The 11,826-nt window shown below is 71.8% G+C and carries 12 protein-coding genes; 4 read left to right on the plus strand and 8 right to left on the minus strand.

Going from position 1 to position 11,826, the window contains the following annotated elements; genetic code table 11:
• Nucleotides 1-159 precede the first annotated feature (159 nt).
• Nucleotides 160-1,122: an endonuclease/exonuclease/phosphatase family protein gene (locus CF165_RS05715; RefSeq protein WP_093946324.1), complete on the plus strand. Its 963-nt coding sequence runs from the start codon at nucleotides 160-162 to the stop codon at nucleotides 1,120-1,122.
• A 25-nt stretch (nucleotides 1,123-1,147) separates the two neighbouring features.
• Nucleotides 1,148-2,230, plus strand: coding sequence for a hypothetical protein (locus tag CF165_RS05720; protein WP_143268444.1), 1,083 nt, complete (start codon nucleotides 1,148-1,150; stop codon nucleotides 2,228-2,230).
• Nucleotides 2,231-2,248: 18 nt separating this feature from the next.
• On the opposite strand, the gene CF165_RS05725 is transcribed toward CF165_RS05720, so the two are convergent.
• Both CF165_RS05725 and CF165_RS05730 read right to left on the minus strand, forming a co-directional pair.
• Complete coding sequence (locus tag CF165_RS05725) at nucleotides 2,249-3,076, minus strand: SIR2 family NAD-dependent protein deacylase (RefSeq protein ID WP_093946326.1); 828 nt, start codon at nucleotides 3,074-3,076, stop codon at nucleotides 2,249-2,251.
• A complete protein-coding gene (locus CF165_RS05730; protein WP_020641917.1) occupies nucleotides 3,069-3,380 on the minus strand; it encodes an antibiotic biosynthesis monooxygenase family protein in 312 nt (103 codons plus the stop codon). The genes CF165_RS05725 and CF165_RS05730 overlap by 8 nt, the downstream gene beginning before the upstream one ends.
• A gap of 49 nt (nucleotides 3,381-3,429) precedes the next feature.
• Between CF165_RS05730 and CF165_RS05735 the strand changes: the two genes are divergently transcribed.
• Nucleotides 3,430-4,818: an AAA family ATPase gene (locus CF165_RS05735; protein WP_093946327.1), complete on the plus strand. Its 1,389-nt coding sequence runs from the start codon at nucleotides 3,430-3,432 to the stop codon at nucleotides 4,816-4,818.
• Here the strand turns inward: CF165_RS05735 and CF165_RS05740 are convergent.
• Nucleotides 4,804-6,210 carry a M1 family metallopeptidase gene (locus CF165_RS05740; protein ID WP_093946328.1) on the minus strand — a complete coding sequence of 469 codons (1,407 nt, stop codon included), beginning with the start codon at nucleotides 6,208-6,210 and terminating at the stop codon, nucleotides 4,804-4,806. The genes CF165_RS05735 and CF165_RS05740 overlap by 15 nt on opposite strands.
• A gap of 74 nt (nucleotides 6,211-6,284) precedes the next feature.
• Between CF165_RS05740 and CF165_RS05745 the strand changes: the two genes are divergently transcribed.
• Nucleotides 6,285-7,031, plus strand: coding sequence for an alpha/beta fold hydrolase (locus CF165_RS05745; protein WP_093946329.1), 747 nt, complete (start codon nucleotides 6,285-6,287; stop codon nucleotides 7,029-7,031).
• Nucleotides 7,032-7,161: 130 nt separating this feature from the next.
• Here the strand turns inward: CF165_RS05745 and CF165_RS05750 are convergent, their stop codons facing one another.
• From CF165_RS05750 to CF165_RS05770, 5 genes are all read right to left on the minus strand, one after another.
• On the minus strand, nucleotides 7,162-8,118 hold the full coding sequence (locus CF165_RS05750) for a peptidoglycan recognition protein family protein (RefSeq protein WP_093946330.1): 957 nt from the start codon (nucleotides 8,116-8,118) through the stop codon (nucleotides 7,162-7,164).
• A 63-nt stretch (nucleotides 8,119-8,181) separates the two neighbouring features.
• Complete coding sequence (locus CF165_RS05755) at nucleotides 8,182-9,057, minus strand: iron-sulfur binding domain-containing protein (RefSeq protein ID WP_093946331.1); 876 nt, start codon at nucleotides 9,055-9,057, stop codon at nucleotides 8,182-8,184.
• Nucleotides 9,058-9,066: 9 nt separating this feature from the next.
• Nucleotides 9,067-10,017 carry a glycosyltransferase gene (locus CF165_RS05760; protein WP_093946332.1) on the minus strand — a complete coding sequence of 317 codons (951 nt, stop codon included), beginning with the start codon at nucleotides 10,015-10,017 and terminating at the stop codon, nucleotides 9,067-9,069.
• Nucleotides 10,018-10,063: 46 nt separating this feature from the next.
• Nucleotides 10,064-10,555, minus strand: a complete 492-nt coding sequence (locus CF165_RS05765; RefSeq protein WP_093946333.1) for a beta-class carbonic anhydrase — start codon at nucleotides 10,553-10,555, stop codon at nucleotides 10,064-10,066.
• A 102-nt stretch (nucleotides 10,556-10,657) separates the two neighbouring features.
• Nucleotides 10,658-11,758: a LacI family DNA-binding transcriptional regulator gene (locus CF165_RS05770; RefSeq protein ID WP_093946334.1), complete on the minus strand. Its 1,101-nt coding sequence runs from the start codon at nucleotides 11,756-11,758 to the stop codon at nucleotides 10,658-10,660.
• Nucleotides 11,759-11,826: the final 68 nt, after the last annotated feature.

Consider the following 11,826-nt stretch of genomic DNA (forward strand, 5'->3'; position numbering starts at 1 on the left):
GGCCCCAGAAACAGTTGTCGCTTCCGAGATCACAGTGGGGGTCCGGGCTGGCAAGCCACGCACAGGGCGCTGGTACGCGCTGGCAGCCGCTGGTGGAGATCTTGTGGAGGAGTTGCGTAACCCGGGCCGCCCAGGGGCGGACTCGGCATACTCGGCAGCATGGTGCTTGCGGAAGAGACGCGGTCGCGGCGGAAGAACCCGCTGGTCACGGGCCTGTTGGTGGCTCCGGTGGCGCTGCTGGGCGCGTGGGTCGGGCTGCGCCTGATCGGTTTCGACGGCGACTGGTACACGATCGTCGTGCTGTCGCTGACGCCGTACGCGGCGGCCGCCGGCGTGCTCCTCGGCGGCGTCGCCCTGGCGCTGCGGCGGTGGTGGACCGGCGGGGTCGCGCTGGTGCTGGCGATCGTGCTGGTGGTCCTCGTGGTCCCGCGCCTGTCGGCGGCCGAGCAGCGCGAGGTGCACGGCAAGACGCTGCGGGTGCTCGCCTCGAACCTGCTCTACGGCCGGGCGGACCCCAAGGCCGTCGTCGATCTGGTGCGGGAGCAGCGGATCGACGTGCTGAACCTGGTCGAGATGACGCCGCGCGCGGTCGACGGGCTGGCCGCGGCCGGGCTGTTCGAGACGCTGCCGTACCGGGTGCTGCACCCGGCGCCCGGCGCGTTCGGCTCGGGGATCGTGTCGCGGTTCCCGCTGAAGGAGATCAACCTGACCGGTGATTCGGCGGCCAAGCAGCCGGGCGCCCAGGCCGACCTCGGCGACGGCGTGGTGGCCGAGATCGTCGCCGTCCACCCGATCTCCCCGGACGTCGACACCCCGCAGTGGGAGCGCGAGATGAAGGACCTTTCGCGCGCGGCGGGCGAGCACGGCCTGCGCGTCCTGGCGGGCGACTTCAACGCGACGCTGGACCACGCGGCGTTCCGGACCGTGCTGTCCCGCGGCTACAACGACGCGGCGGAGGAACGCGGCGAGGCACTGGTGCCGACGTGGCCGGCGGACCACACCCCGGTGGTGACGATCGACCACGTGGTGGTGGACAACCGGGCGGCGGTGCTGGACTACCGGGTCTTCGACGTTCCGGGCAGCGATCACCGGGCGGTTTTCGCCGAAGTGCGCCTGCCGTGACGGCGTCCCTGGCAGGCTGGCCGGCATGCGAAGACTCGTGCCGCTGCTGCTGGTCCTGCTGGTCGCCGGCTGCGGCCAGGCTCCGGCCGCGAGCGCGGACGGCCCGAAAAGCGCCCTCGGCTTCACCGCACACGCCGGGGCGGTCCAGTTCCCGGCCGACGGCGACTGGGTGGCGTCGAACGTCGGGCTGAAGAAGCTGGTCCCCGTGGGCGGCTGCGTGCTCGGCCTCGGCAACTATTCGAACGGCTACCGCAATGTCACCGCGAACTGGACCGGTGACGCGGCTTGCTCGGCGTTGAAGATCGATCCGGCGCCGGGCAGCGGCGGGCCCGGTCCGGAAGTCGTGGGCGCGGGCAACGGCTGGCGTGGCGGCGGGCTGCCCGCCGTGGGAGCGGTGCCCGCGCCGGACGGCTCGGTGCTGGGCGTCTCCACCAAGTTCACCCGCCGGGACGCCGACGGAACGGTCACCGAACTCGCCGAGCTGCGCGGTCAGCGTGACCCGGGTGCGCTGGCGCGGTCGGGCGGCAACCTCGTGGCCGTCGGCACGGCGTTCCTCGACGCGCAGACGACCCGGCCGGTGGCCTGGGTGTCGGACGACGAGGGCAAGACCGAACGCACGGTGGTCATGCCGGTCGTCCCGGGGGTGGACGGCGCGAACGGCCCCTGGTCGGTGGCGGCGAACGGTGCCGAACTGCTCGCGGCCGGGTATTCGAACCCGCGGCTGCAGATCTGGGCGTCCCACGACGGCGGCGGCAGCTGGACGGTGTCGGAGCTTTCGACGCCATCGGACCAAACACTGGTGTACGGGATCCTGCCGGTCGCCGGGCAGTGGCTGCTCTACGGCGAGGTCTCGAACGGCTTCTCGCAGAACCGTTCGTGGTCACCGGCAAGCCGGGCACATGGTCCACTGTGGACGCTCCGGGGCCGGGTGGGATCGTGGCGGGCACGCTCGACGCGCACGGCAACCCGGTGCTGGCCGGGCGGACTTTCGAACCGCAGCGGCCCAACGAAAACACGCGGTCCTGTTCGTCCGTGCTGGCCCGGGACGGCCGGGGCTGGCAACGCGGCGAGCTGGGGTGCGGCGAGTCCCCGGTGCACGCGGCCGTGACGCTGGCCGACGGGCGGGTCATGCTCGCCGGGAACCGGGATCTCTGGCTGCGAGCAGGGTCGTGAGCGTTTCCCGTGCGCCCGCCGCGATCGACACCCCGCGGCCGTGGCGGATCTCCGGTTCCCGCGGGTTGATGCGGATCAGCGCGCCGGTCGCCGCGCTCGCGAGCTCGGCGTAACGGCGGACCGTCGGGACGGCCTGGCCCGCGCCCAGCTCCACCACCACGAGGTCACGCGCGGTCCGGCGCCACGCCGTCAGCTCGTCCAGCTGGGCTTGGCTGCGGTCGGGAACCCAGGAGAAGTCGCCGAACATCAGGATGTTGGGCCGGGCGAGCCCGCCGCAGCGGGGACACGACGGCAGCGGCGGCACCGCGCGCATGGTCTCTTCGTCGACGACGACGGCCATTTCCGCGGGCCAGATTCCGGATGTACAGCCGGACAGGCACTGCAGGTGGTGGATCGAGCCGTGGGCCTCGGCGACGAACTCGAAGCCCGCCGCCTGGAACTGACCGTCCACATTAGACGTGAACACGCGGACACCGCCGGGGAGGTGCGCGCCGAACGACCGCAGCAGCCGGAAACCGTCGTGCGGCACGGTCTTCCGGTACAGCTCCAGCCGGTGCCCGTAGAAACCCCAGGCCAGCTCGGGGTCCTCGGCGAAGTGCCGCGGGTCGGCGAGCTCCTCGAACCGCAGTCCGAGCCGGGCGTACGGCGGATACGCCCGCCAGAACCCTTCCCCGCCACGGAAATCGGGCAGGCCGGAGTCGACGCCCATCCCGGCGCCGGCGCAGATCAGGAGCGCGCCGGCGCCGTCCAGGAGCTCCGCGGCGTCAGTGAGGTCACTCACCCGGCTTCGAGCCGAGGACGACCTCGAACTCCAGCAGGTTCGCCCCGGTGGACACGGGCTTGGCCCGCTCACCCGAGTGCGCCGCCGCGGCCGGCCCGCCCTTCGCCCACGCCTGGTAGTGCTCCTCGGTCTCCCACTTCGTGTACACGAAGTAGCGCGTCTCGCCGGAAACCGGGCGCAGCAGCTCGAAGCCGAGGAAGCCGGGCTGCTCGTCGACCGCGTGCATGCGCGCGGCGAAGCGCTTCTCCAGCTCGGGCCCGGCGCCTTCGGGGACCTCGATGGCATTGATCTTCACGACACTCATGACCCCAGACTAGTTGGCCGCGCGGTGTGATCCGTGCCACTGTGGTGGCATGGGGAGCACCGAGCGCGACCTCGCCGCCGACCTCGCCCGGATCGTCCGCGCCACCGCCGACGAAGTCGCGAGTGACCAGGGCAGCGAACTGATCGACCGCGTGACCGGCCACCTCGGCGTCCGGTTGCTGGAGGCGGTGGTCGTGACGCGCAGCTGGCCGATGTGGGAGCACGCCAACCTCCAGCGCGGTGTCGACGCCTATCTCGCCGAGCACGGCACGGCCGTGGACTGGTTCGGCGTCGCCGGCGGCCAGCGCAGTCCCGAGGACCTCATCGGCATGCTGGTGATGGCACGCATGCGAGGAACGTTCGAGCTCGGTTCGGTCGACTTCACGACGACGACGGTCGGCCCGGACGCAGCGACGGAAGTGGTCCAGCTCGGGCTCGTCGGCACGAGCGCGCCGAGCGGGGCGCCGGTGGTGGTCGCGATCCGGGGCGGCAACCCGCAGTGGGGGCAGATGGAGTGCCGGCTCGAGGTGCTCGCGACGTCACGGGGGCTCGCCACCGAGGTGCGCGACCGCGTCGAGCGCCTGATGGCTGAGCACGACCTCCTGCGGGGGCAGGTGCTGGCCTTCGGCACCAGCGAGCACCGCGGCAACGAGCTGCTCACGTTCCTCCCGCGGCCGAAGCTGACCGGCGAGGAGGTCGTGCTGCCGGACGGCGTCCTCGACGCGATCGAGCGGCACACGGTCGGCATCGCCGAGCACGGCGAGCGGCTGCTGGCCGCCGGGCAGCACCTCAAGCGCGGGCTGTTGCTGCACGGGCCGCCCGGCACCGGCAAGACGCACACGGTCCGGTACCTGATGGGCCGCCTGCCGGGCACCACGGTGATCGTTCTGACCGGCTCGGCGATGCGGTTCGTGGCGAAGGCGGCGGAGCTGGCGCGGCGGCTGCAGCCCAGCGTGGTCGTGGTGGAGGACGTGGACCTCATCGCGCAGGACCGCAGCCACGGGCCGGACGCGCACCCCCTGCTGTTCACGCTGCTCGACGCGATGGACGGCGTGGGCGGCGACGCCGACGTGACGTTCCTGCTCACCACCAACCGCACCGAAGCGCTGGAGAAGGCGCTGGCCGACCGGCCGGGCCGGGTCGACCTCGCCGTCGAGATCCCGCTGCCGGACGCGGTGGGGCGTGAAGCGCTGCTTCGCCTGTACGCACGGGGTCTCACGTTGACGGCGGACCTCGCCCCGATCGTCGAAGCGACCGAGGGGATGACGGCGTCTTTCGTGAAGGAGCTGCTGCGCCGCGCGTCGCTGCTGGCGCTGAGCGCGCGCCCGGACGAGGACGTCGCCGTCGGGGACGAGGAGCTGGCGGCGGCGCTGCGGGAGATGCAGGAGGCGCGGAGTGCGTTGACGCGGTCTTTGCTGGGTGGCTCAGCTGCGCAGTGAGCCGGGGAACAGGTCGGCGTCGGCGGGCAGCGCCGTGCCGCGGAACCAGTCGTCGAAGAAGGCGCGCAGGTTCTTGCCGCTGATCCGCGTCACCATCGCCTCGAAGTCCGGCCAGGTCGCGTTGCCGTGGCGGTAGCGGGACGGCCACTCGTGCAGCAGCCGGTCGAACGCCGGGTCGCCGATCTGGCGGCGCAGCGCGTGCAACGCCAGGATGCCCTTGTTGTAGACGCCTTCGAACTCGTGGCCCTGCCCCATGCTGACCAGCTTCTGCGCCCAGAAGTCGGTGCTGGCGTGGGTGATCTCGATGGCCGCGCGGTAGCGGTCGTCCAGGTTCTGGCCCTCGCGCTCGGCCCACAGCCACTGCGCATACGACGCGAAGCACTCGTTCAGGCAGATGTCGGACCAGTTCTCGAGCGACACCGAGTCGCCGAACCATTCGTGGGCGTTCTCGTGCACCAGCGTCGGCAGGTCGGCCCACTTCGCGTACGTCGGCCGGGTCTGCGTCTCGAGGGAGAAGCGGACGTCCTCGTTCAGGAAGATCCCGCCCGCCGCCGACTGCGGGTACGGCCCGAACTTGCCGCTCAGGAAGCCGATCACCTCCGGCAGCCGGTCGCCGATCGCACGGCGGTCCTCGGTGCCGGGTGCGTACGCCGAGACCACGGGCGTGCCGTCCGGCAGGGTCGATTTGTCGACGCTGAACTTGCCGATCGCGATGGTCGTCAGGTAGCTCGCGACCGGGTTCGGCTCGGTCCAGGTGCCCGGCGGCCCCTCGCGGCCGTTGGAGATGACCGTCCACCCCGGCGGGACGTGCGCGGTGAGCGTGAAAGTGGCCTTGTCGCGTGGGGTTTCGTTCACGGGGAACCAGAACGCCGCCGAGTGCGGCTCGCCGACCATGTACGCGCCGCCGTCGGCCGAGTGCTGCCAGCCGTTCTCGCTGCCGCCGTCGTGCGGGGTCTTCGCCGGGTCGCCGCCGTACCGGACCCGCGTGCGGAACGTCGTCCCGGCGCGGATCGGCTCCGGCGGCGTGACGACCAGCTCGAACGCCTTCTCGCGGGTGAACCGCGCCGGCTTGCCGTCGACCTCGACCCCGTGCACGTCCAGGCCGCGCAGGTCGAGGTCGAACCGGCTGAGGTCCTGGGTGGCCTTCGCCGTGACTGTCGTGTCGCCGTCGAGGTGCCCGCTCGGCGGGTCGTAGGTCACGCCGACCTGGTAGCCCTGGGCGTCGTAACCGCCGTTGCCGTCGTCCGGGTAATACGGATCGCCGCCACCGGCGGCCCCGGGAGCGGGGTGCATCGGGGGTGGCGGGGGCGCGGCCGTGACGGCGTCACCCCCGCAGGCCGCGGCGACGATCACCGCGGCGCAGACGGCGAGGGCGGTGGGTCGGCGGCGCATACGACCACCATAGGTGATGGAAAGCGATCACTTCGTCACGTTCCGCACCAGGGAAGATGTGGTTAGGTGGCCGCGTGCTCTGTTTCGGCGGCAGCGGCGTGCCGATCGTTCTGCTGCACGGCCTGATGGGCCGGGCGCGGACGTGGTGGCGGGTCGCGGAGTGGCTCCGGCCCTACGGCGCGGTGTACGGCCTGGACGCGCGTGGCCACGGCAACGCGCCTCGCGTCGGGCCGTGGACGACCGAGCGCTTCGCCGACGACGTCGCCGAAGCGTTGCGGCGCCTCGACGCTGGTCCGGCGGTGCTCATCGGGCACTCGATGGGCGGCCTGCACGCGTGGGCGACCGCGGCGCGGTACCCGGAGCTGGTGCGCGCGGTCGTGTCCGAGGACTTCGCGCCGGATCAGCGCGGCCGCACCGTGGAGACCTGGCGGGGGTACTTCGAGAGCTGGCCGGTCCCGTTCAAGTCGCTCGACCATGTGCGGGAGTTCTTCGGCGACGCGGGAGGGTACTTCGCGGACTGCGTCGAGGAGCACGAGGACGGCTTCCACCTGGTCGCCGACCTCGAGAACCTGTACGTCATCGCCGCCGAGTGGGGGCGCCGGGATTTCTGGTCCATTGTGGACGGAATCCGCTGCCCGCTGCTGCTGGTCGAGGGCGAGCACACGGCCATGCCGCCGGGCCAGCAGGCGCTCGTCGCCGACCGCGTCCCGGGAGCAAAGCACCTGGTGGTCCCGGGTTCGGCCCACCTGCCCCACGACGAGGCCCCGGAGACCTACCGAGGCGCCGTCGAAGCCTTCCTCTCCCAGGTCCTGACCCGCTGAACAGGTCGACACGCGTGATTGCCGGGTCGACACGCGTGATCAGGGGGACGACACGCCGAGCGCGCCGTTGAGCCGCCGTGTCGTCGCCCCAATCACGCGTGTCGGCTTCCCGATCACGCGTGTCGACCCTTCAGGCCCGGGCCAGGTCCGCTCGCCAGGCCGCCGTGGAGCGGTCGGCCGGGACGATCAGCGGCCAGACGTCCGCGCCGAGGAAGCCGGTCTCGTCGGCCGCCTTGGCCGCGGTGCAGGTGTCGCGCGGCAGCCCCGCCTGCGTGGCCAAGGCCGTCACGGCTTCCTTCGTCGATTTCCCGAAGACGCCGTCGGCCGTGACGCCGAAGCCGGACGCGCGCAGGAACCGCTGCGCCAGCTGGACCTTCCGGCCCGTGTCGCCCGGCTTGAGCAGCGGCCACTCCGCTTCGGACCGCGTCACCGGGACGCCGAGGACGCGGCCCACCGCCGTCCGCAGCTCGGGCAGCCGGTTGTAGAGCACCTGGCCGGGGCACTCGGTCGAGTTGAAGTCGCGGTGGCCCTTGATGAACTCGGGCGCGATGCCGTACTGGTGCGCGATGTAGGCGACGAGCGAGACCAGCGAGTTCCACAGCGCCGTCGGCACGTCCACGGTGCTGTACAGCCCCTCGTTCTCGATGCCGATGACCTCGCTGTTGTGGTTGCCGACGTTCGCGCCCTGGACGTGCTGCGTGCCGCCGCGCAGGATCTCCAGGCTGCGGTGCCTGCCTTCGGTGACGTACCCGCCACGGCTGTTCGTGAACTGCTGGCCGCTGTCGATCCAGCCGTTCTTGTCCATGTGCAGGTTCTGGATGAACCGCGAGACGTAGAAGGCGCGCGACAACGAGAAGTCGTTGTTCATCGGCGGATCCACCGCGTGGTGCACGACGATGTAGGTCGGCTTGTGGTTCTCCACCACGATCGCGCCCGAGGCGGGCCGGGCGCCCCACTCGGACGTCGGGTGGATCGTCGGTGCCGGCACGGCCGCGCCGGCCGTCCCCGTGGTCGTCATCCCCAGTGCGCCGGCCGCGGTCGCGGTCATCCCCGCCTTCAGCAGGGTCCGGCGGTCAACGTGGACCATGGTGAGAAAGGTAACTCCGGTTCGCGCCGATGACAACTATTGACCAACTTTGGTCGTAGCGCGTTAGTGTTCACCCGGTAGAGCGAAGAGGCCGTCCCGGGTCTGTTCGAGCAGGCCGTCGACCAGCAGGGAGTCCAGGCAACGGTCGCGCTGGCCACTGTCGTGCCAGACGAGGTCGAGGCGAGCCTTGTCGACCGGGCCCTCGCTGCCACGCAGGACGTCGAGCAGCCGCCCGCGGACGTACCGGTCGGTGCCGGCGTACCGCTGCACCGGCTTGGCCGGGCCGGTGTACTCGGGCCGCCCGGCGTGCTGCCACGCACAGGCGTCGTAGATCGGGCAGTCCGCGCATTTCGGCGACCGCGCGGTGCAGATCAGCGCACCCAGCTCCATGATCGCCGCCGAAAATCGAGCCGCGGGCGCGTCCTCGGCCGGCAGCAGCGCCTCGACGTCGGCCATGTCCCGGGTGTTCGACGCGGGCCCGGCGTCCCCGGCCCCGTGCACCGCCCGCGCGACGACCCGTCGGACGTTCGTGTCGACGACCGGCGCGCGCCGCCCGTAGGCGAACGCGGCGACGGCACGCGCGGTGTAGGCCCCGATCCCCGGCAACGCGAGCAGAGTGTCCACATCGGACGGAACGACGTCGCCGTGCTCGCGCGCGATCACCCCGGCCGCCTCGTGCAGCCGCAGGGCGCGACGCGGGTAGCCGAGCTTTCCCCAGGCCCGGACGACCTCACCTTGCGACGACGCGGCCAGCGCCGAGGGCACCGGCCAGCGCGCCATCCACTCGTGCCAGATCGGCTGGACGCGGACGACCGGCGTCTGCTGGAGCATGATTTCGCTGACCAGGACACCCCAGGCCGAGCAGGTGGGCTCGCGCCACGGGAGATCCCGGCCGTGCGCGGAGAACCAGTCGAGCAGTACGTCAGCGTCCACAGCCACGCCGGGAGGCTACTTCACCTCGGCGAGACGCTCGCGGGCCACTTCGTCCGGGGACGGCATGGCGGCGATTTCCGCGGCGATCACGCGAGCCGCGTCGCGGCAGGACGACGCCTTCCGGGCCTGTTCGGTAACGGCGTCCGCGCTCAGTTCGCCCGGCAGGAGGCGCACCGCGGCCCCCGCGCTGACGAGCGCCTCGGCGTTGGCGAACTGGTCGGCTCCCTGCGGCAGGACGAGCTGCGGCACACCCGCGGCCAGCGCGCCCAGCGTGGTTCCGCTGCCCGCGTGGTGCACCACCAGGTCCGCGCGCGCGAGCGCCGCCGCCTGCGGGACCCAGGCGTGCAGGGTGACGTGGTCTGGCACAGGGCCGAGTTCCTCGGGGCGCACCCGTCCGGTGGCCACCACGAGTGGCACGCCGAGGGCGGCCAGTCCCCGGATCGCCGTCGTGAGCACCTCCGGGGTGCCGAAGGCGGTGCCGAGGGTCAGGTAGATCAGCGGCCCTCGGAAGTCACCCGGCTCGGCGAAGGGAACGGGACGCAGGGCGAGGCGCTCGGCGGTCGAGAGGAAGTCGGCGTCCTGCAAGGACGGCGGGCAGATGTCCAGGTGCACGCCGCCGGTGGGGCGCTCGAACCCGATGCCGGGCGGGAACATCCGGCCGAACCCGTGCCAGAGCGCGGGAATCCCGGCGCGCCGCGCGGCGACGCCTGCATCAGGGACGCCCCAGCCGTGCACGACCAGGTCCGGTCGCAGCCGCGCCAGGTCCGGCTCGAGGTCTTCGGCGTAGATCTCGTAGAACGAATCGGCGGGCCGGAACGGGTTGAGCCCCAGTCGCCGCAGCGGCGCGTGGACGTGCTCACCGGCGGCGAAGTGCACGTCGTGCCCGATGTCCCGCGCCGCGACCGCGAGCGGGACCATCGGGTACGTGTGGCCGGCCGACGCGAGACCGGCGAAGAGCACGCGCATGCTGTCCCCATTCGGATGTCTAGAACATCTGAATGGGGACGATAGCCTACTCGACCTCGGTGAGCTTCCCCGTCTTCACGTCGTAGACGAACCCGCGGACGTTGTCCGTGTGCGGCAGGTAGGCGCTGCGCCGCACCCGCTCCACCGACGTCCGGACGCTGTTCTCGACATTGCGGAACGCCTCGACCGACCAGGTCGGGCGCAGACCGGTGTCGTTCTCCAGTTCGTCCTTGAAGTCGTCCTCGGTGACCATCGAGAGACCGCACTCGGTGTGCTGGACGATCAGCACCTCGCGGGTGCCGAGCTTGCGCTGCGACAGGGCCAGCGAGCGGATCATGTCGTCGGTCACCACCCCGCCCGCGTTGCGCAGGACGTGCGACTCGCCTTGGAGCAGGCCGAAGATCTCGAAGACCCGGATCCGGGCGTCCATGCAGGTGAGAACGGCCACCTGGAGCGAGGGTTTCGGTGTCGAGCGGTCGCCTGGCGTGATTTCGCCGAGCTGCTGGTTGCGCTTGAGCAAGACGTCGATCGAGGTCATCGGTCACCTTCCGGCCAGTGGCCCCGCGGCGCGGGCGTACCACTCCATTGCACCTGGTGGGTACCCGATCGGGCAATGCACTACGAGCAATGTCACGGCCGGTCAGCCGCCGAACCAGGGCTCCTCGACCGTCCGCGGCGGCGCCGACGTCCGCCCGACGCGCAGCTCGGTCGGCAGGGTGATCGTCTTGGGCGCGCTCCGCTCGCCCGAGCTGAGCAGCAGCCGTCCGGCCGTCTTGCCCTTCTCGAGCACGGGCTGGTGGACCGTGGTGAGCCCGATCCGCTCGGCCTCGGCGATGCCGTCGAAACCGGTGACGGTCAGGTCCTGCGGCACCCGCAGCCCGCGCCGTTCGGCCTCGGCCATGGCGCCGAGCGCGAGGATGTCCGAGGTGCAGATCACCGCGGTGATCTGCGGGTAGGCGTCCAGCAGCTGACGGGCCGCGGACGCGCCGTCGTCCACCGTGTGGTCGAACCGCTCGACCACCGGGACGCCCGCCCAGTCGACGCCGGCCGCCGAGAACGCGACGGCCAGCGCCTCCAGCCGGGTGCGCTGGACGTGGAAGTGCGCGCCGCTCTGCCGCGTCGCGGAGACGAAGTCGTCGTTGCGCTCGCGAGCCAGCCGCATGCAGATCACGCCGACCTGGCGGTGGCCAAGGGCCACGAGGTGCTCGGCGATCTTGCCGACCGCCGCCGCGTCGTCCGGGCCGACGCGGTCGACGCCTTCGAAGCTCGGCTGGTCGATGATCACCGTCGGCACCGGCCGCTCGAGCACGGCGGCCAGGTGCGGGTCGTCGTCCGGCACGGAGTAGACGACGAAGCCGTCGACGCCCGCGCGGTGCACCGCGGCGACGTCTTCGCGGCCCGGGCTGGCCGGTACCAGGTGCAGGCCGACTCCGGCGTCTTCGCAGGCCAGGGCCAGTCCTTCGAGCACGCCGACGGCGGCGGGGTCGCGGAAGGCGTAGGAGAGGTTCTCGGTGAGCAGCAGCCCGACCGCGCCGGCTTTGCGCGTGCGCAGGGAGCGGGCGACCGGGTCGGGGCCGGGGTAGCCGAGGCGCCGCGCGGTCTCGAGGACCCGGCGGCGCAGTTCGGGGGACAGCTGGTCCGGCCGGTTGTAGGCGTTGGACACCGTGGTCCTGGACACGCCGAGCTCCGCCGCGAGCGACGCCAGTGTCGCCTGCCTACGAGTGCGAATAGGACGGCCCATCAGCAAACCGTAACGGTTCAGATCGAATTCATGAAGAGACACCCCGCGTGGTCGATGTCTCGATCCGC

The organism is Amycolatopsis vastitatis (assembly GCF_002234595.1).
Classification (GTDB): Bacteria; Actinomycetota; Actinomycetes; order Mycobacteriales; family Pseudonocardiaceae; genus Amycolatopsis; species Amycolatopsis vastitatis.